This is a genomic window from Methanobrevibacter sp. (assembly GCF_045636185.1).
Classification (GTDB): domain Archaea; phylum Methanobacteriota; class Methanobacteria; order Methanobacteriales; family Methanobacteriaceae; genus Methanocatella.
In genome coordinates, this window is sequence record NZ_JAZTXC010000064.1 from 1 (window position 1) to 24,745 (window position 24,745).

Annotated in this window: 10 protein-coding genes; 6 read left to right on the plus strand and 4 right to left on the minus strand. The window is 32.0% G+C overall.

Features of this window, described 5'->3' with window-relative positions; all coding sequences use genetic code 11:
* The first annotated feature begins 45 nt into the window (after positions 1 to 45).
* Complete coding sequence (dltA, locus tag ACKI3Q_RS03920; protein WP_407414465.1) at positions 46 to 13,536, plus strand: D-alanine--poly(phosphoribitol) ligase subunit DltA; 13,491 nt, start codon at positions 46 to 48, stop codon at positions 13,534 to 13,536.
* Positions 13,537 to 13,569: 33 nt separating this feature from the next.
* Here dltA and ACKI3Q_RS03925 read toward each other — a convergent pair whose 3' ends face one another.
* Positions 13,570 to 14,760, minus strand: a complete 1,191-nt coding sequence (locus ACKI3Q_RS03925) for a redox-regulated ATPase YchF (protein ID WP_407414467.1) — start codon at positions 14,758 to 14,760, stop codon at positions 13,570 to 13,572.
* A gap of 76 nt (positions 14,761 to 14,836) precedes the next feature.
* Between ACKI3Q_RS03925 and ACKI3Q_RS03930 the strand changes: the two genes are divergently transcribed.
* Positions 14,837 to 15,700, plus strand: a complete 864-nt coding sequence (locus ACKI3Q_RS03930) for a metallophosphoesterase (protein ID WP_407414469.1) — start codon at positions 14,837 to 14,839, stop codon at positions 15,698 to 15,700.
* On the plus strand, positions 15,701 to 17,806 hold the full coding sequence (locus ACKI3Q_RS03935) for an alkaline phosphatase family protein (RefSeq protein WP_407414471.1): 2,106 nt from the start codon (positions 15,701 to 15,703) through the stop codon (positions 17,804 to 17,806).
* Here the strand turns inward: ACKI3Q_RS03935 and ACKI3Q_RS03940 are convergent.
* Positions 17,792 to 18,643: a Sir2 silent information regulator family NAD-dependent deacetylase gene (locus ACKI3Q_RS03940; protein ID WP_407414473.1), complete on the minus strand. Its 852-nt coding sequence runs from the start codon at positions 18,641 to 18,643 to the stop codon at positions 17,792 to 17,794. The genes ACKI3Q_RS03935 and ACKI3Q_RS03940 overlap by 15 nt on opposite strands.
* Complete coding sequence (locus tag ACKI3Q_RS03945; RefSeq protein ID WP_407414482.1) at positions 18,644 to 19,435, minus strand: protein-ADP-ribose hydrolase; 792 nt, start codon at positions 19,433 to 19,435, stop codon at positions 18,644 to 18,646.
* A gap of 121 nt (positions 19,436 to 19,556) precedes the next feature.
* Between ACKI3Q_RS03945 and ACKI3Q_RS03950 the strand changes: the two genes are divergently transcribed.
* The 3 genes from ACKI3Q_RS03950 (at position 19,557) to ACKI3Q_RS03960 (ending at position 23,530) form a co-directional block, all read left to right on the plus strand.
* Complete coding sequence (locus tag ACKI3Q_RS03950; RefSeq protein ID WP_407414475.1) at positions 19,557 to 20,204, plus strand: cobalt-precorrin-7 (C(5))-methyltransferase; 648 nt, start codon at positions 19,557 to 19,559, stop codon at positions 20,202 to 20,204.
* Positions 20,205 to 20,322: 118 nt separating this feature from the next.
* Complete coding sequence (locus ACKI3Q_RS03955; protein WP_407414476.1) at positions 20,323 to 23,337, plus strand: adhesin; 3,015 nt, start codon at positions 20,323 to 20,325, stop codon at positions 23,335 to 23,337.
* 4 nt (positions 23,338 to 23,341) lie between these two features.
* Positions 23,342 to 23,530 carry a hypothetical protein gene (locus tag ACKI3Q_RS03960; RefSeq protein WP_407414478.1) on the plus strand — a complete coding sequence of 63 codons (189 nt, stop codon included), beginning with the start codon at positions 23,342 to 23,344 and terminating at the stop codon, positions 23,528 to 23,530.
* 48 nt (positions 23,531 to 23,578) lie between these two features.
* Here the strand turns inward: ACKI3Q_RS03960 and ACKI3Q_RS03965 are convergent, their stop codons facing one another.
* The gene (locus ACKI3Q_RS03965) at positions 23,579 to 24,586 is read right to left on the minus strand and encodes an ArsA family ATPase (RefSeq protein ID WP_407414480.1); all 1,008 of its coding nucleotides are present in this window, start codon (positions 24,584 to 24,586) and stop codon (positions 23,579 to 23,581) included.
* Between the last annotated feature and the right edge of the window lie 159 nt (positions 24,587 to 24,745).

The following is a 24,745-nucleotide window of genomic DNA, read 5'->3' on the forward strand; positions in this document are numbered from 1 at the left end:
ATTGTTTATAATGCAGATTTATTCTCAGATATTTACATTCAGCACATGGCAGATAATATCAAATCCATGATTAATAATGTTATTGAGTTTCCAGATTATCTCTTAAATGAGGTCAACATTCTTTCGGATAACGAAAAAAAATTACTTTCCAATTTCTGCAAAGGAGAAGATGCGGATGTTGATGAAGATTTATTGATTGCCAGATATTTCCGTCAGCATGCACTTGAAAATCCCGATGCAATTGCTGTTGATGATGGTGTAAATCAGGTTAGCTATGGTGAGCTTGAAAAATCCAGTAATTCCATTGCAAATGACTTATTTAAAAATTACAATATTTCTTTAAACAGTCATGTTGGTCTGATATTGCGTCGTAATTATCATTATCCTGAATTGGTTTTGGCCTTAAATAAGATAGGGGCGGTTTTCATTCCAATAGATCCAATATATCCTGCCAAGCGTATTGAACATATGTTGGATATTTCTGAAGCAGAATGCATTATCACTGATAAAGATATTGCAGGCAAATTTGATTTTAATTTGAATACGATTTGTATTGAAGATTTAAATTCTGATGGTGAAGTTGATTTTGAGATAATGGCTACTGGTGAGAATTTATTTTCCATCATGTTTACATCAGGCACCACTGGTCTTCCTAAAGGAGTAAAAGTCACCAATCATCAAGCGACAGGATTATTCGAGTCCTTTAAAAATATTTTTTCTTTTTCTTATGGTGAGATTATTGGCTGTTATTTGAGTTTTAGTTTTATTGCATCTTATGTGATTTTTCTTGCGTTTCTTTTTGGCGGCGGCTGCAGGATATTCAATGAGAATGAGCAGAAAGACATTTTATCATTGATGAAAATTCTTAAAGAGAATCCTATGAACAGTCTGTTTTTACCTCCGGCCCTTGCTGTTCCGATTTTGGAAAGTGGTGATATAAAATTGGATTATCTTGTTTTGGCTGGAGGAAAATTAAAAGAGTTAAGCAAAAGGGAAAGAAACACTCGTTTAATAAATTTTTATGGTACAACTGAAATTATATTTGGAATTACCAAAGTTTATGATTTTAAAGACATCGAAGATGATAATTTGCCTATTGGCAGGCCGGTTACTAATACGAATGTCTATATTTTAGATGAATATGCCAATCAGATGCCTATTGGTGTTCCCGGTGAGATTTGTGTTTCAAGTGATTATATAAGTCCTGGATATTACAATAACTCTGAATTGACAAATGAAGTTTTTGTAGATAATCCTTACTGTGACAGTGAAAAAAATAAAATAATGTATCGTACAGGCGATATTGGTTTTTATAATTTTGATGGGGATATTGAAATCATTGGTCGTGAAGACGACCAGTTGTCTGTTAGAGGATTTCGTATTGAATCTAGTGAAATTCTAAATATTGTTAATGGCATTCCTGAAATTGAAAATGTTTATTTGGATGTGGAAAATGACACTCTTGCTTTATATTACACAACAAATGCTGAAATAGATATTGATTTTATTAAGGGGAAGATAATGGATGAATTGCCAAGTTATATGCTTCCATCACTGTTCATGGAATTGGAAGAGATTCCTCTAAACATGAACGGTAAAATAGACAAGGTAAGATTGAAAAAGATGTCCAAAGTAAACTCCGAGATGGATATTGAAGATGAGGTGCTGGCCGGTGTTGTTGATGCATTTAAAGAGGTTCTAGATGCTGATTTGGTTTTAGTTGATGATAATTTTGTTGAATTGGGTGGAAATTCATTATCTGCAATGAATTTACAAATTTTATTAAGAAAAAAATTTTATGCAAGCATTTCCTCACAGGAGATAATTGAACTTTCAACACCGAATAATATTAGTGATTATATCAAATCTAATTTTAAAGGCACATCATGTATTAATGAGGTTAAATATACTTTTGATGAAGGATGTCCATTGTTAGAATCTCAATTAAATGTTTATTTGGATGAAATGACTCACGATATGGGAACAAAATATAACAATCCGTTTATAATCGAATTTAATAAAAAATATTCTGCCGACCAAATCAGAAATGCTTTAATTAAATTGCTTGATGTGCACCCTATTTTAAAAGGAAGAATAATAATTGGAAAAGACGAAATGCCGTCATGCATTTTCGATGCAAAACCGGAAATCCAAGAAAAATATTTAAATGATATTCAATCTTTTGTAAGACCATTTGATTTGGAAAAATGCTTATCCAGATTTTTAATAATGGTTGAAGAGGATTCTACCAAGTTATGCATGGATATTCATCATGTGATTTTCGACGGTTCATCCATCAATATTCTGTTAAATGATTTATATTCTATATTAGATGGTAAAAATGTTGATTTTGTTGATGATGGAATTTTAAGACAAATTTCATTTGAGGAAGATCTCCCTTCAGATTATATGGATGAGGCTAAAACTTTCATGACCAATATGCTGGCTGATAGGGATGAAGTTCAGGAATTAATGCCTAGCATTGGTGGTGATGCGGAATTTAATTATATAAATACGTTTGATATTGATGGAAATGAACTGAATGGTTTTTTACGAGATCATTCCATTACCCGTAATCAATTTTTTTCAAGTGTTTTTGCATATACATTATCCAGATTTACAGGTTCTTCCAAAGTTCTTTTCCATATTCTTGAAGACGGTAGGGGTAACATTGACCTTTTCCAATCAGTGGGAATGTTTGTCAAAACATTACCTATTATCATAGATTGCAAAAATCAAGCTGTTGATTCCTTTTTAGAATATTCCAGTGGTTTGGTAAATACTGTTATGAAGTATGACATGTATCCTTTCCGTTTATTGGCTAATGAATTTGACTTGAATTTTGACATTTCATTCCAATATGCCCATAATCTGTTTTCCACTTTACTGGATAAAGATGAATATGGATATTGTGTAAATGATTTAGAACATGACCCTGAAGGTGATTTATCATTCTATATTTTTGATGTTGAAGATGATAAGTTAGGAATCAGAATTTTATACTCAGATAAATTCTCAAACACTTTCATTGAGACTTTTACTAAAACATACATGTTAATTTTACAGGAAATGCTCAATGTTTGCAAACTCGAAGAGATCAATTACATTGGCGATGAGGATATAAATCTTTTGGATAGTTATAATGATACAGAATATGGTCTGGTTTATGATGATGTTTTGGATGCTTTTAATGATAATTTGGCCCAATATCCTGATAGTCCTCTAGTGTCTATGGATAATAATGTTTATAGTCATGCTGAAAGTGCTTTTATCTCATATGAGATTGCAAAATTATTAAAGCAATCTGAAATTAAGGTTAATGATTGTGTTGCATTTGTATGTGAACGTTCTGAAAGCTATTTATTCAATATTTTATCAATTTTATCTATTGGTGCTGTTCCTGTTCCTATAGACAATAACCTTCCGGAAGAAAGAAAAGAATTCATGATAAAAGACTCCAATTCAAAAGTGATTATTGTTGATGATGATAATGAGGCCAGTTTATGCGATTTGTCTGATGATATAACTATTTTAAATGTATCTCGCATTCTTGAAGGCGATATTGGTACTTTATCATATTTACCTTTTGTTCATGGTGATTTGGCAGGAATTCTTTATACTAGTGGTACTACAGGTATTCCTAAAGGTGTTAAAATTACTAGAAAAGCTGTTCTTAACTTATCTGCCCATTATACTGATGCTCAAAATTTAACCGAAGAAGATGTTTACGCATTATATACATCAATAGGTTTTGATGCAGGATATAAATCAATATTTAAAGTCTTATATTCTGGTGCCCAATTAGTAATCATACCTGAAGATATTAAATACGATATGAATAAGTTAAATGAATATTTAATCAAAAATAATGTGGGACATGTATTCATAACTACTCAGGTAAGTAAACTGTTCATGCAGAGTGCAAATAATACTTCATTGAAGGTTTTATCAGTGGGTGGAGAGAAATTGGGTGAATTTGAAAGTCCGGATGATTATGTTGTGATGGATGATTATGGTCCTACAGAAGCATTTGCGTTTATAACTTCAATAGATATCTCTAAAAAGATTGATGACTCTTCAATAGGTATCTTAAATTGCAACTCCAAAGCATATGTTCTGGATGAGGAAGGCAGACATGTACCTTGTGGTGCTGTTGGAGAATTATATTTAGCGGGTTATCAGATAGCGGACGGGTATTTGAACCGTGAAGAGGAAAATGCAAAATCATTTGTTGATAATCCTTTTGATGGCGGCATAATGTATCGTACGGGCGATATGGTAAGAATGCTTCCGGATAATACTCTAGCTATTGTCGGCCGTCAGGACAGTCAGGTTAAAATCAGAGGAAACCGTGTAGAGCTTACTGAAGTGGAATCAGTAATCAGAAATTGTGATATTGTAGAGGATGTTACTGTTCAAACTGTTGATAATAACGGAAATAATGAACTGGTTTCCTATGTTGTTGTATCTGGTGAATTGGAAGGTAAAGAATTGGCAGATGTTATTTGTGAATATGTACATACTCGAAAACCGGATTATATGGTGCCTTCATATGTAATTGCTTTGGATAAAATTCCATTGAATGTTAATGGTAAAGTAGATAAACATGCTCTGCCTGAAGTTGATATCAGTTCTTTAGCTGTGGAGTATGTTGCCCCGACTAATGAAACTGAAGAACAAATTGTCGCTGCATTTGAAGTTGTATTTAATCAAAAAGACATTGGATTAAATGATGACTTTATTCGTATGGGTGGAGATTCTATTATTGCTATTCGTCTTATTTCATTGCTTGAAAAAGATGGCCTTTCCTGTAGTGCTAGGGATATATTAAATTATAAAACTCCTTATTTAATTGCACAAAATGTTGAAAAGATCTCTAAAAAATCATATGATGCAACAGTAGGTGAAGTGGATTTATTACCTATACAAAGTTATTTCTTTGATCAAATCAACAGCAATGAATTCACACAGGAATTTGTCCTAAAATCTAAAGATAATCTGGATTTGGATACTTTACAAAGTGCTTTTGATGAGTTAACCAATGTTCATGACATGCTAAGGTCAACATACAAATATGACAATGATAATGTTATTCAAGAAGTTTTACCATTGGATAGTCATGTTTGTGAAATTAAAGAATATGTGGCCGATGATTTAAACAAAACAATTAAAAATATCATTAATGAATCTAAAAAATCACTTGACATTGGTAGTAATTTGATTAAAATCAGCTTAATCCGTCATGGCAGTGAATCTTATGTTGTTTTCGTTATTCATCATTTAATTATTGACGGTATCAGCTGGAGTATTCTAATTGATGATTTGACTTACATTATAAACCAGATTAAAGATAATGGTGAAATTAATCTTTCAAGACCATATCCTTATAAAAATTGGGTCATGGATGTTAAATCGTTAGTTGGAGATATTTCCGATGTGGAAAAACAGCATTGGACCGCAATTAATAATCTGTTAGATGATTCTCTTATTAGGGGCGAATCTAAAAGATTTAATTTTAATGTCGATGCGAGATTTGATGTGGATAATTTGTTGATGGTATCTGAAGAGGAGTATTTGGCTTTATGTATTGCCCGCGCATATAAAAAGACTTATAATCAGACAGTTATTTTTAATCGTGAGTCTTATGGTCGTGATGAAAGTTTAGCTGATGTGAGTGGAACTGTTGGTTGGTTTACTAGTCAATTCCCTGTTTCTGTCGATACAAATAATAATTATGATGTTGTTTCATTGATGGGTGATGTTTATAGTATTAAAGAAGCATTTAAAGGCGTTGATTATTTAGGTTTGAATTATGAATCTTTAATTTATACAACTAATGAATTGGAATATAAACATTGTCCAGTTACTTTTAATTTCTTAAGCGGCGAGTTTTCATTTGAAAATGAATTATTTAAATCTATTAATCTGGAATTATTTAAATGGGGCGAATTTGAATTAGATGATTCGGACCATGTTTCATTTGGTATTAGTCTTAATGTTTCTCGTGTTGATAATCATTATTTTATTAACGGGGAGTATGCTAATGGTACTTATTTGGGAGATAAATTTAGTGAATTTATTGAAAATATAAGATATGAATTGGAATATATTGGAGATTATGATTCAAATGTTGTTTCTTGTTGTCTGTCTGAATCCCAATTAGGTATTTATCTAGATGAAAAGGTTAATGAGATGGGTACAGCATATTCTACACCAGGAATACTTGAATGTCCTAAAGATAGCTCTGTTGGTGAGATTGAAAATGCAATTCATCGATTAATTGATAAGCACCCTGTTTTAATGAGTCGTGTTGTTGAGGGTGATGTGCCTTTACTTGTTTGTGACAGTTATCCATCAATCGAAAAAATAATGTCTGATGATTATTCTGAATTAATTAAACCGTTTAATTTGAATGAATCTTTAGCTAGTTTCTATATTATAAAAAATGATGATGGCCAGTTTATATTTTACGACATGCATCATATTATTAATGATGCTACTAGCCGTACTATCATCAATAAGGAATTAGTTTTGGCTTTAGAAGGTAAATTGGATGATGATGTCGATTTAGGTTTTGTTTATGCTAGTCGTGATTCATTTAATTCCCAATTTGAAAGTATCTATGATGAAGCATATGAATTCTATAGGAATAATCTTTCCGATATTGATGAAACCAGTAATTTATTGGAGGATATTGGTGGTGTTGATAATGCTATTCGACTTCCCATTCATGATATTCGTGAGAATGTTGAGATTTTTTGCCGTAATCATGGAATTACAGTAAGCAATTTCTTCAATGCTGTTTTCGCATATACTTATTCTCGGTTCACTGGCATGAATAAGGTTTATTATAATTTTACTGAGAATGGTCGTCATGAAGATTATACTCAAGATGCTTTAGGCATGTTTGTTCGTACTATCCCAATTATTGTTGATTGTGAAAAAACATCTGTTATCGAGTATCTGTCTGATGTTTCTGATTTGATTTTAGATTCCATGAAATATAGTGTTTATCCGTTCCGTTTACTTGCGCATGAATTTGATTTAAATAATGATGTGTCCTTTGAGTATAATTCGGATTTGAATGATGTTTCCGGTGTTGGTAAGGAATTAATTATTGATGATGTAGGTACTGATTTGGTTTCCGACTTTTTATGTGTGGTTAATAATTTGGATGATGGTTATCTTGTTAATGTAGAATCATGCAGCAAATATTCAAATGATACAATTATCCGCTTTTTAAATGCATTTAATGAAATTTTAAGAGGATTATTAGAATATGATATTCTGTCTGATATTAATTATCTTTCTAATGATGATTTGATTCTTTTAAATGAAATTAATGGTACTGAGCATGATTTGAAATATGATGATGTTTTGGATGCTTTCAATGACAATTTATCCAAATATCCTAACAATCCTCTTGTTTTGGGCGATGACATTTCATATACTTATGCTGAAACAGCTTTCTTGGTTGATAAAATTCAAAAATTACTAAATGATAATGGTATTGGAGTAAATGATAAAGTAAGTGTATTTGTTGAGCGTAATCATTGGATATTATTCTCCAATCTTGCTGTTTTATCTGTTGGTGCTTCATATGTTCCAATTGATGAAAACCATCCTGTTAATCGTATGAAATATATGGTTGAAAATTCCCAGTCAAAAGCAATCATTACTACAAATCATTTCCAAAATCGTGTAGATGAACTCATTGAAGAATTGGATTCGACCCCAATAGTCATTAATGTTTCATCCTTAACTGAGGATGTGAGGAAGTTAAATAGCTTAACTTATCATAATCCAACGGATAATGATGTGGCATGTATTTTATTTACTTCAGGCACTACTGGAAATCCAAAAGCAGTGCAAGTGGGCAGACATTCAATTGCCAACATGGTTTCATTCTACGCATACAATTCTGAATTCACATCCGATGATGTTTATGGTATTTTTGCATCTGTCGGTTTTGATGTTTCTTTACAACATTATGCTGCTCTTTTAATTGGGGGGTCTGTTATTTGGGTTCCAAATGATATTAAATTTAATATTAGAAAATTAAATGAATATTTCATCAGGTATGGAGTAACCCATACTATTATCACCACTCAGGTTTCAAAATTATTCATCCAAAGTATTGACAATACCTCAATCAAGAATTTATGTGCAGTTGGAGAAAAATTAGGTGCTGTAACCCCACCTGAAAATTATGAATTTTTTGATGTCTATGGTCCAACAGAAGCGACTTCTTCAATGACTTCAATCAATGTTAGGGATAAAATCGATAATTCTTCTGTAGGTGGCCCTGACTGGAATACAAAAATCTATGTTTTGGATTCACATCAAAAAAGAGTTCCTTTTGGCGCAGTAGGAGAATTATATATTTCAGGTTATCAAGTAAGCAAAGGGTATTTGAACAATGCTGAAGCAAACAAAGGAGTATTCTTCAATAATCCATTTGATGGCGAAATCAAGGGTTATGAAACAATGTATAAAACGGGAGATGTTGTACGCTTATTGCCTGATGGAACTGTTGGGTTTATTGGAAGAAATGATTCACAGGTTAAAATTAGGGGAAATCGTGTGGAGCTGTCTGAAATAGAATCGGCAATTCGTGAAATTGAATATGTCAGTGACGTTACTGTGCAGACAGTTAAACATGATGAAAATAATGAAATTGTTGCTTATACTGTTGTAAACAATGATTTGGATGAAATTGAGTTAAAAGATTCAATTTGTGATCATGTTTCTGAACATAAACCTGATTATATGGTTCCATCATATGTTATCAAATTGGATGAGATTCCTTTAAATGTTAATGGTAAAGTAGATAAGCGTGCTTTGCCTGAAATCAATCTGACCAGTTTGCGTGCTGAATATGTGGCTCCAAGAAACAAAGTAGAAAAGGATATTGTTGACGCATTTGAAAAGGTATTCGGTCAGAATAAGATTAGTATTTATGATGATTTCACACGGCTAGGGGGAGATTCGCTCACGGCAATCAACTTATTGACAATTCTTGGAGATTATAATCTTTCTGCAGGCGATATTTTAAGTCTACGTACTCCTCACGCTATTGCTGATGTCATTAATAAAAATAATGTTGAATTTGATTTGGATGTTTATTCTATAGATTCAGGATGTCCTCTAAATGAATATCAGTTGAATGTTTATCTGGACATTGTTGTAAATGAAAAAACAGATGCCTATCTTATTCCAATTAATATGGAATTTTCAAATGATTATTCTTTAAATGAAATAATAGCTGGATTAAATGAGATGTTTGAAATCCATCCTATCTTGAACATGTGTATTAGTGATGAATATGATGTTCCGTATATGGTGGGGAATTCTAAACCTGATGTTATTGTCGAGTCTGGTGTCGATGATGATTTTATTTTGGAATTTTTAACTCGGTCCTTTGATTTGCATAAGAGTCTCTGCAGATTTTTAGTAATTGAAAATGATGATTCTTATGAATTGTACGCCGTTTTCCACCATATCCTTTGTGATGCAAGGTCCTGTGTTGTATTTAAAGAGAATTTGCTAGCTGTTCTTAATGGACAAAGCCTTGAAGTTGATGATTCCTTCTTAAAGGTTTCAGCATTTACACAACAAATACAAGAATCCGAAATTTTCACTAAAGCCAGTGATTTTTACGACAATATGCTTGTTGAAAGTAATGAAGTAGGCGGTTTGCTGGATAGTATCAATGCAGATGGGCCTGGTACAGCACAAATTGGCTTGGATTTAGACAGTAGTATATTCCTAAATCAGACAGAAATTAGTGAAAATGTGTTGTTTACATCTGTTTTTGCTTATACATTGTCCCGTTTCACAGGAAATGACAATGCATTATTCAGTATTCTAGATAACGGCAGGGACAGGTTTGATGATTTTAATGCTTTCGGCATGTATGTGAATACACTTCCATTATTGGCAGATTGCAGTGATAGGGATATTTCATCATTTATTGAATATATGTCTTCTTTAATTTATGAAGTCAAGAGTTATAACTATTATCCGTTCAGATTACTTGCAAAGGAATATGACATTGATGCCAATATTTTATTCCAGTTTATTCCAGAATGGATGGAAAATGATGATGGGAATGTACGTGAAGTTTATGAAAAATTAGGTATTATAAGGAAAATGGATGACTTAATTGCTGATTTGACATTCGAAGTCCTTAAAAAGGACAATGAATATTATTTGAATGTAATATATTGTGATAAATACTCCAAAGAGTTCATTGACCATTTCATTCAGTCATATAAACTGATTCTGCATGGAATACTTGATGTAGATAAGTTAAGTGAGATTAATTATATTTCTGATGATGATATTAAACTTTTAGATGGTTATAATCAGACTGATTGTTCTTTACATTATGATGATATTTTGGATGCATTTAATGATAATTTGCTAAAATATCCTCAAAACGAGCTGGTTTCGTATAAAGATGTTTCCTACAGCTATGCTGAAGGGGCTTATATTGCAGATGTCATTTCCAAAAAATTGCTTGACTTGGGAGTTGAAATGCAGGAATCCATTAGCTTTTTAGTTCCCCGCAGTGAATTGTACATGTTTTGTATTTTGGGAATTATGTCAATTGGGGGCGTTTATGTCCCATTGGATGAAAATCTTCCGGATGAACGCATAAAATTCATGATAAATGATACTGAATCCAAAGTTGTCATTGTCAGTGATGAGACTTATGAGCGCGGATGTGATTTGGCTGAAAACTGTATAATTTTAAACATATCAGATATCATCAAATGTGAAATTAAATCTTTAAGTAAGTTGAATGTTTCTTATGGTGATCTAGCGTGCATATTGTATACAAGTGGAAGTACCGGTATTCCTAAAGGTGTTAAAATCACCAGAAAATCAATTATCAACTTCATCGATTTCCATGTTCATGATTTGGAAATTAGTCATGGTGATGTTTATGGTTTATTTGCTTCCATAGGCTTTGATGTTGCTATGGCTGCAATATTTTCAGCAATCTATTCTGGAGCTTGCCTAAATGTTATTCCTGATGACATAAAATTAAATATAAAATTATTAAATGAGCATATCATCAGACATGATATTACACATTCTTTTATCACTACTCAAATCGCCAAGTTATTCATAAGCGAGATTGAAGAAACTTCATTGAAAGTGCTTGTCTCCGCTGGAGAAAAATTAGGTCAAATGGATGAGATTAGAGATTACAGAATTGTGGATGGATATGGGCCTACTGAAGCTTGTGTATATGTAATTAGTGTGGATACAAAAGATAAAATAGATTATAGTAGTGTGGGGCATGTTCTAATCAACACCAAAGCATATATCTTAGATAAGGAATTTAGGCGGGTGCCAATTGGAGCAGTTGGAGAATTATATTTATCCGGTTACCAGCTTGCTGACGGCTACCTGAACAGGCCTGAAGAAACTAATAAATCATTTTTCAACAATCCATTTGAAGAAAATGATAAATATGGTGGATTATATTGCACTGGTGATGTTGTGAGGTTATTGCCTGATGGAACTTATGGTATTATAGGTCGTCGTGACAGTCAAATAAAAGTCAGAGGAAACCGTATAGAACTATCAGAAGTCGAAGCAGCAATAAGAGAAATGGATATAATTGATGATGTAACTGTTCAGGTTATCAATATAAATGAAAACAATGAATTAATAGCTTATGTAGTATCTGATGAATCCGATGAAGAATATCTTAAAGACTTGGTTTGTGATTATGTGGGTAAACATAAACCTGATTATATGGTGCCTTCATTTGTAATGAAATTGGAAAACATTCCTTTGAATATTAATGGTAAAGTGGACAAACACGCTTTGCCGGATATTGATATGGATAGTCTGCATGAGGATTATGTTGCTCCACGGGATGAAAATGAGGAAGAAATTGTTAAAGCCTTTGAAAATGCATTGAATTTGGATAAAATTGGTATATATGATGATTTTGTTCGTTTGGGTGGAGATTCATTAACTGCAATTAAACTGTTAAATTATATTGAATCTGATGATGTTACTATGGCAGATATCTTTACTTTCCGCACCCCTGAGGCAATTGCAAAGAATATGTCTGAATTTTCTTTTGATTTGGACATTTATTCCTTAGAAGATGGTTGTCCATTGAATTCAGCACAAATCAATGTATTTGCAGATGTAAATATTTATAATAAAAAGAATGCTTACCATGTACCAGGTTATATTTCTATTTCCAAGAAATATGGTCTTGAAAAAATACTGGATTCTTTAGATGAATTATTTGATATGCATCCTATTTTAAGCACACATTTAAGTGAGATGTATGAAACAAATGATGCTGATGTCTCTAATTCGGATTTGCTTAAAGATTTAATAAAAACAGCTGAAAAATTCGGAATAAAAAAAATCATGGATATAGTTAAGAAATATGGAATAAGGGATGTAAAAGGCCTTTATAAAATGCTTAAAATTACTATAAAATTATTTAAAGGAGAATATCCGTATTTGGTAATGGGAGAAAAACCCCAAATTTCAGTAGAATCTAAACTTGATAAAGATATTCTAATTGATTTCTTTGCTGAAAGTTTTGATTTATATAATTATCTGTCTAAGTTTATGATTGTTGAATCTGAAGAATCATATTACTTATTTTATATGATTCACCACATAATTTTTGATGCTATGTCTGCAGGCATATTCAAACGTCAATTAATAACTCTTCTTGATGGGGGCAGCATAGATTTCGATGATACCTTTTTAAAATCATCTGCTTTCACACATCAAATAAAAAATACTGAAAAATTCGATGAAGCCAGTGAATTTTATCAGACTATCCTGTCAGATGTTGATGATGCAGGTATATTGTTAGAAGATAATCCATCAGCTAAAGGATATAAATTATTATCTTATGATTTAAAATTTGATAAAACAACATTCAAATCATTTTTAAGGAATACTGGAATTAGTGAGAATGTATTATTCACCAGTGTATTTTCTTATGCTTTATCCCAATTCGTAAACGGCAATAAAGTCATATTTACAATGATTGAAAATGGAAGAGACAGATTCGACGAAAATTTCATAGGCATGACATCCAATGTAATGCCAGTAGTTATTGACTGCAATAATCAAAGTATCAATTCATATATTGATGATGTTGCAGATACTGTTTATGGGGTATTAAGGCACAGTTATTATCCAATTTTATTACTTTATCAGAAATATAATTTTGAAGTAAATATATTATTCCAATTTGTTCCAAATTGGATTGTGGATGAGTTTACAGAGGATGTTGACAGTATTGGAGATATTGATTCTGAAGAAATTATGAATTATGTCCTCAATAACTTCAGTGATTATTTAACAGAGTTACTTGTTCAGGTTTACCAAAACGGTGATGACTATACATTATTTATCACACATTCAAGAAAGTATTCAGATAAGATGATTGAAGATTTCAAAGATATGTATATGTCAATTTTATCCAACATTATCAATGCAGACATATCTTCTGATTTGAGCGATACCTTAAAATAGTTTTTTGATTTTCAAAAATAAAAAAAGAAAGTATTATTGTCGGGTAATAATACTTATAATGTCACCGTCTTTAAGTTCATAATCACTAGCAACACGCATATTGGATCTGGCATCAACAGCATGCATAAACTTATCACCAATATCAGAATGAACTAAATATGCTAATTGACGAGGATTAGAACCTTTTTTAAGTAAAATTCCATCAGGCAATACATTACCTTTTTGTTCGGTATATTTATGTTCATCCTGAACAGGATAAACGACAATATTCTCAAGCAAATTGAAAATACCATAATTTAATGCATCCTGAATACCTGTGCTTCCATATTTATCCAAAATATTAGTTTGAATATATTCCAGAGCTTTTAACTGATTTGGAGACAATTCATCTTCCTTTAAAATTTCAAAGTGGTCATCACCAGGAATATAACTAATCAATCCAGCCTCATTAGCTCTGACTAATGCTATTTCAGACTCGGCAGATGCCGGAATAACATTAGGATATTTTTCTTTAATTCTTTTGATATTCTCTTCAGAAGTCGGCAAATCAGCCTTATTTGCAACAATCATCATCGGTTTTGCTATTTTTAAGATATTTCTTGTTAATTCAATTAAGTCTTCTTCTTCCCATTTATTATAATCTGGCTCAATTGACCTTTTAGCTTCAATAATATCTTCAATAGTTATTCCTGTACCTGACAATTGATCAAATAATACTTTTGATATATCCAAATGCTCAGCACCGACTTTTCTTATAAGCCTAACCCAATTTCTTGATAGAATTCCATACATCCACATTACTATTTCTTCCTCTAAAAATTCAATGTCTTCAAGAGGGTCATGGCTTCCAGCCTCCACAGGTTGACCTTCAATATCGGTTGAACCTGATGCATCAATAACATGTATGAATACTTTAGCCTGCATTAAATCGTCTAAAAATTTATTTCCTAATCCTTTTCCTTCATGTGCTCCAGGGACTAACCCTGCAACATCTATTAATTCTATAGGAAGCAATCTTTTTCCATCAATACATAATGAATTTCTGGGATTGCATGTAACTCCTAATTCTTTACATGGACAATCTTTAATAACATGAGCAACTGCTTTATTGGCATCAATAGTTGTAAAAGGATAATTTGCCATTTCAACAGTTGATGAAGTTGCAGAATTGAAAAAAGATGATTTTCCTACATTTGGTTTTCCTGTAACTGCAATTTGAAGCATAATAATCACATTATTTATTTAATTTTTAAAATATAAATAGTTTCATGAACTATATTTAAACAATAAGGTGAAAAAATTGGTAAACGAAAAACCCTCTGCAATGTTAATTCGAAAAGGATTTCAAACTTTTCTAACCCAAACTCGAGGAGATACAGAATTTAAAGCAAATTTATTTGATTTAGTTAACCTAGATATAAAAATTAAAGACTTACCCTTTGAATTCAATAATTACAAAATAGTTAACCTGGCAGATATCCATTTAGGACAATGGATAAGCCCAGAATATTTGGATGGCGTTGTCGACTACGTCAATGAACTAAATCCTGACATGATTACATTAACCGGGGATTATGTATCTTACATATTAGAGGGATACGAAGATGCCCTTTTAAATTCATTTAAAAAATTGAAGGCAAAAGACGGCAAATTTGCAGTATTGGGAAATCATGACCACTGGAATGATCCAGAAAAAATTAGAGAAATACTGAAAAATGCAGATGTCGTTGATTTAAGTAATGATGTCTACACAATTGAAAAAAATGGTAAAAAACTTAACATATCTGGCGTTGACAGCTGTACTGTTGGAGCGGACGATATAAATAAAGTACTTGAGAAATTACCTGAAGATGGAGCAAGCATTTTACTAGTTCATGAACCGGATTTCGCAAAAATTTCATCAAAAACAAAAAGATTCGATTTGCAGATGTCCGGCCATTCCCACGGCGGACAGCTTGTAATCCCGGGAGTTGAAACAACACCATTCAGAGCCTCATATTCATTAAAATATCCTGTCGGATTATACAAAGTTGGAGATATGATACAATACACAAGTAAAGGCCTTGGAACAAATACATTTTGGCTTAGAATTAACTGTAAACCTGAAATTACATTATTTTATCTTAAAACAACTAAAAGAAAAAAAATTACAATTGAGGACTAAATGAATATTACAAATGTAATTAAATCAACATTAATGTTTATCATATTTGCAGTTTCAAATATCTTGGTTATCATTGCATCGGATTTAGTATTTGAAAATTTCATTTTGGTAAACTGGATTAATGCAGTCATTATTACCATTGGTGTTGGAATTGCAAATATCATTCTTTGGCCAATACTGGCAAGGTTTCTAATGAAATTTATGATAGTGACGTTCGGCGTTGGCGCATTGATAATTAATTCTGCAATTTTCTATTTAATAACCGTTTTCATTCCAGGGGTTTCATCAGGCAGCATTGAATCATTTATTATTCCTTTAGCAATGGCTATTGTAACCACTTATCTTTCAAACATAGCAAATATTGATTATTATGATTCATACACAGAAAGAATTGGCGATTATGTTAAAAAAAGAAAACCTATTGATAAAAAAACATATCCTGGTCTTATAATGCTTGAAATCGATGGTTTATCAATTGACATACTGAAGGAAGCCATGGATAAAGGCATGATGCCGACAATTAAAAGCTGGATTGAAAGCAATACCCATACATTAAAAGAATGGGAAACTGACCTGTCTTCTCAAACAGGGTCAAGTCAGGCAGGCATATTACATGGAAATAATGAAGATATTGTTGCATATAGATGGGTAGAAAAAGAAAACAATAACCAGATAATGATTTCGGGAAAGTTAGCTCATGCTCCAATAATTGAAAAAAGAATATCCGACGGAAATGGTCTTTTAAGTGACAATGGAGTTAGCATAACCAATATGTTTACTGGAGACAGCATAGAACCTATCCTGACATCATCAAGATTTAAAGTATTTACAAATATGTATACCAATTCTTTAGAAGTTGTATTTTTGGATGCATATTCGTTTCAAAGAGTATTTATATTGTTTTTATGGGAAATAATAGTCGAATTAAGGTCACAGCTAAGGCACTATACTCAAAATATCCAGCCAAGACTCAAAAGAACCCTTCTTTATGCTACAATTAGAGCAGGCTCAAATGTATTATTACGTGAAATAGCTACAGAAACATTGATTGGACATATGTCCAAAGGAGAAATAAACAGTGCTTACGCAAGTTATGTTGGATATGATGAAGTAGCGCATCATTCCGGCATTCGTGACAATGACGTGTGGAATGTTTTAAAGCAAATCGATCTGGAATTTAAAAGGCTTCAAAAAGCCGAAAAAAATACTGAGAGAAAGTATGAGTTTGTAGTATTGTCTGACCATGGTCAAGGTACAGGATGGACATTCAAGCAGAAATACGGAATTACTTTAGCAGATTATGTCAGAAGACTACTGCCTGATGATATGATGGCCTATGAAAAACATACAATGATTTCCGATCACTTTAGAGATGCATATATTCCAGAAAACAAGCAGATTGGAACCATAATTGATAAAGTGGATGACATTAAAAGTCCAGATTTCTTTTCCGAAAAGGTAGATAATTTAAAAGACAGAATGCCGGATTTTATTAATCTAGAACGTAATGAAAATTTTAGAAAAAGATATAACAGCGATTTAGATTATATTACAAAGCATGACAGCCAAGAACAAACCACTAAAAAAGCTGAAAAATCCACATTAATTGTTTTAGGCTCCGGAAATATGGGATTGATTTATTTGACCCAATGGCACAGACGCCTTTATTACGAAGAAATAATATCCTTATTCCCTAATTTAATTCCAGGACTGGTAAAACACGAAGGAATTGGATTTGCTTTAGTTAATTCATATACTAATGGACCAATGGTTATTGGAGCAAATGGTATTTATTATTTAAATAATGATAAGATAGTTGGCGAAAATCCATTGGAAAACTTTGGAAAAAATGCAGCAATGCACTTGAAAAGACATAATGAGTTTAAACATATGCCGGACATTATGGTAAATAGCTTTTATAATCCAAAAAATGAAGAAATATGTTCATTTGAAGAGCTGATAGGCAGCCACGGAGGTCTTGGAGGAAGCCAAACAAGACCATTTATTCTGTATCCTTCATATTGGAAAGATCCTGGGGAGTTAGTAGGTGCAAAATCCATTTATGATTTCTTAAAAGAAGAATTGGAAAATTTAAAAAATTCGTGAAAGCCAATAATCAAAAATTTCATCCATATCTTCATCAAAACCAATGGTTTTAGATTCATTTTCTTTAATTGCACCAGGAAAACTTCTATTTATTCTAATTAAAGTTGCATTTTCATTATCATATGTCCACTGTTCAAATGGATATTTAATAATTGATGGAGTATTGTAACCAACACCCAATTCCAAAAATACTACTTTATTACCATTAATTTTAGATAAAAAATCAGCATACCTGTTGTTTGCTTCATACCATTTTTCATCCTGAACAAAGAGATTATCCTTCCTAAGATTTGTTTCCATTTCAGCTCCACAAATCGGACACATTGGAATTAAATCTGGCGGAATTCTACAGTCAACAGTCCTTTCAACCATTTCCCTAATCAAATCCTCATTATAATACAGCTTATCATGACAGGCTTCACCGCACTGCAACAGCCCGTAATCTCCCTGTGTTGCAAAAATCCTTTTATCTTCAAAGCCATTAATCCAAAATTGATGTTCCACATTTGTTGTAATGACAAAATAATCTTTATTTTCAACCAATTTCAATAATTTTTGATATAAATCAGTTTTTCCAACCTGAAATCTATTAAGAATAATATGCTTTGCCCAGTATGCCCATTTTTCTTCTGAAGTTTTAAAAGGATAGAAACCTGAGGAGTACATATCCGTCATAGAATACTTCTTAATGAATTCCTGAAAATTATCTGTAAAACGTTTGCCAGAATATTCAATTCCTGCAGCTGCCGATAATCCTGCACCCGCACCAATTACAATAAAATCCCCATCATCAATAGCTTCTTTAGCTCTGTCAAGTCTTTGAACAAAACGGTCCATTTAATCACCAAACAATAATTCATTATAAATTAAATATGCATCATCACTAAAGACATTGAAAATTATATGCTCCAAAGAAGTTTCTTTAGAGTTCAGGTAGTCATTAACTGTCCTAATTGCGATTTCTGCTGCTTCTTTTTTAGGAAAATTAAAAACTCCTGTTGAAATACTGCAAAATGCAATTGATTTTAGATTATATGAACTGGCCAGCTCCAAACAGGAATTATAACAACTTGCAAGTTTTTTACAATCCAAATCTGTTGGTTTTGAACCAGAAGGAATAGCTGGACCAACAGTGTGAATTACATATTTTGAAGCTAAATTATATCCTTTTGTAATTTTAGCCCCGCCAACATCTTCAGATTTACCTTGAGCTTTCATTATCTTGTTACATTCCAGTCTTAATTGAACACCACTGGCTGAGTGGATAATATTGTCAATACAATTATGCAACGGAATAAAACAGCCCAATAATTGAGAATTAGCTGCATTAACAATTGCATCAACTTTTAGTTCCACGATATCGCCCTGCCACAGCATTAATTTGCCTTTTGATTCTTCAATATCATCAGCTGAAACCAAATTCCTTGATAATGTCTCATTTGTTAAATATTCATCCTGAACTTTAAGAAATTCTTCACTGATTGGTTTGGCCGGTCTTACATTCATTAATGAACGAAGCAAATTCTTTTTATCACCAATATCAGAAGGAATACAAATTAATTCATCACTCTCATCGATTAGATAACTCAAAAGAAAGTCTATTTGTTGATTCTGATTCAATGCAATCACCATTATTTAATCTTATTGTCAACATCAATTAAATTGTTTTTGTAACTATGGGGTAACATTAATATATTTAATTATTTAAAAAAGTTAAATATGTAAAAAACACTAGAAATTGAGGATTAATATGAGTGGAAAAATATTTATCATTGGAATTGGACCCGGTGCAGAAGAATATCTAACTTTAAAAGCAGTTGAATGTGTGAAAAACTGCGATTATACAGTAGGAAGTACCCGTGCCATTGATTTATTTAGTGATGTTAAAAATACCATAGCATTTAATGTTAAAGATTTAGTTGGCAAATTGGAAGAAGGTGTTGATTTAGCAGTAGATGGAAATAGTGTTGCCATTTTATCAACAGGTGATCCTGGTTTTTCTGGTGTTTTAAATACTGTTTTGAGAATTTCAAAGGAAAAAGGATTTCCAAAAGAAGACATTGAAGTAATTCCTGGAATCAGCTCACTTCAGCTTGCAGCCGCCAGAAGGCATATCCAGTGGGACAATGCCAATGTCATGACATTCCATGGCAGAGAAAATATTGAAGACATATTAGAAGTCATTGATAATGGAAAAGTAACCATTGCCCTCCCTTCAAGAAAAGTCAAGGATATGGCACAGTTTTTACTTGATAATGGAGTCAGTGCAGACCGCCAAGTTACAGTCTGTGAGAGACTTTCATATCCTGACGAAAAAATTGTCTCAACATCACTGAAAAATATTGCGACAAGTGAATTTACCTATATGTGCATTATGATAATAGAAAAGAAAAATTAATGTCCAAAATTCATTTTAAATAATATTTATCTTTTATATTTTAAATCAAAACATTTATAAAATTTTAATCATAGTTTAAGTGTTAATTTATTAGAAAAATTAACGGATGGTTGATACTATGATTAGAAAAATAAGCATAATAATTTTCATTTTCTTAACTATTTTTTTAATTGGAGCTGCTTCAGCAACAGAATTAGAAAATGAAACGATACCGCTGCAAAGCGAATCACAGGAAAACATCCATATTGAAACTCAGGATGTAGAAATGTTTTATAAAGATGGAACTCGATTTAGGGCTGAAATTCGAGATATGAATGAAAATCCGCTAAATAATACTCAATTAACATTTGGAATGAATAATGTAAGTTATCAACGCCAAACTAATGAAAATGGTGAAGCATCAATTGCTCTTAACTTAAATAGCGGGAAATACAATGTTACTACGACCGCAAATGGAATATCTGTAAAAAATACTGTTAATATAAAAAGCACAATCTATTCAGACGATGTGGTGAAAATCTATAGAAATTCTACCCAATATTATGCCAAATTTCTAAAAAGCACAGGTGAAGATTTGAAAAACACAGATGTGACATTCAATATTAATGGTGTTTTTTATACAAGAACAACAAACGAAAGTGGAATAGCTAAACTAAATATAAATTTAGAGCAAGGAAAATATATTATAACAGCAATTAATAGAATAACTGGAGAAATGACCAGTAATAACATCACAGTACTCCCCACAATTACAAACAATAATGATATTATCAAATATTACAGAAACGGAACAAAATACACTGTAACCATACTTGAGAAAAACGGCACGATTACGGGGCGATGCCATGATGTTGAGTTCAATATAAATGGAGTATTTTACCATAGACAAACAAATGATTTGGGAGTTGCAAGTCTCAATCTGAATTTGAATCCTGGAAATTATATCATAACAGCAAACTATGAGGGATGCATGGTTTCAAATAATATTAAGATATTGCCTACATTAACAGCCAGCAACATAGAAATGGAATATCGCGACGGCACTAAATTTATAGTTCATGTGGTTGATGGAAGCGGCAAACCCAATGCATATGAAAAAGTAACTTTTAACCTGAATGGTGTATTTTATACAAGAACTACAAATGAAAACGGGAAAGCAAGTTTAAATATAAATCTTCAGCCAGGAGAATACGTCATAACTTCTGAAAATAATGGACTTTACATATCAAACAGCATTAAAATTAATCAGCAAAGGGAAAAAGAAGCAATAAAAAATACTGAATTCACATATGAAATAAAAATTCCAAGTTATGTGAACGTTACATTTCCTTATGTTTATTCAAGTGCACATACAATAAAAAGTGGCATAGACGGCATTATTAGAATGGAAAAAGAATTATTGCTTGAAATTCAAATAGGATATAAACATTATTTCTTTTCAACAGCATATATGCCGGAATATAATGCCGAATATCTTGGAAATGAATATTATCTATTGCCTTTTGACAACAGCCAAATGCAGCATAGTTATTCCTATGAAAAATTAACCGGATACGGAATAATCCTATATAGGACATCGGATTATGTGAATTTTATTTACAGAAATAATTGCACTGACAATATTGAACAGTTTGGAGCATATATTGACAAATCAATCGACAAAAGCGAAATCATCAATTATATTCAAAACGGAGAAAGCAAGGCAAAAATTAAATTCCAAAGTATGGGATTTGATGAAACAGGACTGAAACATACATTATCAATACATTATGGAACAACGACATATTATATTAATCAAAAAAGCTACTTAGAAATATTAGGTGACGATACCGGCAAAATTAGATTTGCAAATACGAAAGAACCAGTTACATTTAATTATTTTGGAAGAAAAATCTCGGGCTATTTGAGTGAAGAAAATATCACTACCAAATTTAATTCAAACAACTGCATTGAATTTGAAAAATCAGAACTAATAACCTACGGATTAAGCATGAAATATAAACAGGATTTTGATGTCCTGCACTCCTTTGCAATAATCAATAAGAAAATTACCAATAATATAGTCGAAGAGTGGATAAATAAAGAAAATGATTATAAAACAAGCGTCGGAATGAAAAGCATATATGCAATGTTTTTAACATCCCTGAATACTGCATACCTAAGCGATAAATTGTCTGACAACTTGACAAAAGATAATGGATTAAAATGGTCTAGAACAAACAATACAGTTATTCTTGGGGGAATGAACTGGAAAGAAACATACCAGCACATTTTAACCCCAGATATGGGAAGATTCATTACTGGATATAACGAAAGCGACATTATTAAATTCCGTTTTGTCAACTCCATCATGTTATCTAAAATCGAACAAGCATCATTAATGCCGATAGCAAAAGATGCTGATGCTAAAATAACAAGCGTCTTTGATGATGTCTTTAATTCACTAGCTTCATACAAAGCAACTATCGTTTATTATAATAATACAGCAATTATTAGTGATGAAAGCGAAAACTCCAGTTTTATAGTCGATTTGAAAACAGGTTTGGTAACTCCATTATCAATACAAGATGGTTTTACATACAAAGGGATAACAATAACTCGAGACTGCGGATTATGCAGCATCGATAGTATGGCGAAAGAACTTTTGAAATTTGTTAATAATGGAATATTTTGGGGAAATGATATATTGAATTATATAGGAGACAATATACATCCGATAACATCCACTGCGTTAAAAGCAGCCCTAATGGGAAAAGGCATTATTGGAGCCATAATAGGAGGTAGTTTAACTGTTGGATTGACAGTTTTGGGAACAGCATTAGGTATGCAAAGTATTGGAGTATATATTTCCGATAATTTTGTTGACGATAAAGACCGACACAATGCATATGACCATTTCACATTTACTCGACCAGGATATCTGCAAAATGTTAAAATCTATAATATTCCTCATGACGATGGAAGCATGGATTATCTGGAAGTCCCAATAAATAAAGATAACTCATTGAATAGGGATGATGTGAAATATATAAGTAATGGAAACGTTAGAACATTAAGCAGGAATGAGACTTATCAATATTTTACAGAAGAAACATGGGACCCCTTCAATGTTCCACAAAAATACTGGAGATAATATAATGGATTGGGATCAACTAAAAAAAAATTGGTCAAATCAGCCAATAGTCATTAGAATATTGTTAATTCTGCTGATTATAGCATTCATATATGATATGGTTACAGGACAGGCATTTAGCATATTCTTCTCAGTAACATTATTACTGTTCATTATTGCAGAAATTGCATATTGGTTTAAGAATAAAGATTAAAAAAAAGTTTTTAAAGTTAAAATTGAAAAATTTTAACTTATTATATTTTTAAAGTTGAATGGCTTCTTGAACTACTTCATCATTATCTTTATCATCGTAAAGAATGTGAGCTAAGTTTAAAAGTTTTTCTTGACCTTTGACTTCATCTTTAAATAAAGGAACTTCAGCTATATGTTGATCTGCGAATTTTTGATCAATTAAAGCCAAACGTTTTTGCTGCAATTTATGCCTTGAGTGGCAGAAGTCACAATCACAAATATCAGGCATCACCTGATTAACAATAACACTGTCTACAATCATGTCATTTTTTTCCAGTGCTTCAAGTGCCCTTTCTGACTCATAAATAGACATTTCTTCAGGGATTACAACCATCTTAAAGGTTGTTCTGTCAGGATCAGCCAATACTTTTTTAGCTTCATCGATTTGTTCTTTCGTTCTTTTTAAATCTTCAGCAGTTTGCGGATCATCAACTGCATCCATGAAAGGCATGATATTTTTTAATGAATTTGCAACAGATCCTAATTTAGCCTTTGCCATCATCGCTTTACCTACCCATGAATCCATGACTTCAGGGAAGGACAATAATCTTAATGTGTGTCCTGTCGGAGCAGTGTCGAATACTACAACATCATATTCATTAGAAGTCATTACTGATAGGAATACTTCAAATGCAGCAACTTCATCGGCTCCCGGAGAGGAAGATGCTAAATCCATTTGGTCGGTTAAGAAATCAAGACCGCCAAGAGCATCTCCAGAAGCAGAATCCTTTTGAGCTTCAAGTGCCGTTTGTTTTTCTGCCATTGCTTCATCTGGATCTATTTCAACAGCATACAAGTTGGTTTTAATTTCTTTAGGATAATGTCCTATTGGTACTTCCAAAGAATCTGAAAGAGAATGTGCAGGGTCTGTTGATACAATTAATGTTTTTTTACCCTGTTCAGCCAACCATAAAGCAGTAGCTGATGAAATTGAAGTTTTTCCAACACCCCCTTTTCCACCTACAAAAATGAATGTTGTTTTATCTTTGTTAAATTTGAAATAATCTTTAAATGCCAAATAATCACCTCTATTATAAAAATTAATTTTAGTAACTAAATGTTATTTTAATTTGTTATAGTATATAAATTTAGTTATTTTAGAAATATTTGAATCTTCGATTTTCAATACCCAAATTTCATTTTAACAGCCAAAAAATTAAATATAAATAATTAAATA

Coding starts and splice junctions, on each gene's coding strand:
- ACKI3Q_RS03935 (WP_407414471.1), top strand. CDS start 15,701: ATGAATATTACAAATGTAATTAAATCAACATTAATGTTTATCATATTT.
- ACKI3Q_RS03960 (WP_407414478.1), top strand. CDS start 23,342: ATGGATTGGGATCAACTAAAAAAAAATTGGTCAAATCAGCCAATAGTC.
- ACKI3Q_RS03925 (WP_407414467.1), bottom strand. CDS start 14,760: ATGCTTCAAATTGCAGTTACAGGAAAACCAAATGTAGGAAAATCATCT.
- ACKI3Q_RS03955 (WP_407414476.1), top strand. CDS start 20,323: ATGATTAGAAAAATAAGCATAATAATTTTCATTTTCTTAACTATTTTT.
- dltA (WP_407414465.1), top strand. CDS start 46: ATGGCAGATAATATCAAATCCATGATTAATAATGTTATTGAGTTTCCA.
- ACKI3Q_RS03940 (WP_407414473.1), bottom strand. CDS start 18,643: ATGGACCGTTTTGTTCAAAGACTTGACAGAGCTAAAGAAGCTATTGAT.
- ACKI3Q_RS03950 (WP_407414475.1), top strand. CDS start 19,557: ATGAGTGGAAAAATATTTATCATTGGAATTGGACCCGGTGCAGAAGAA.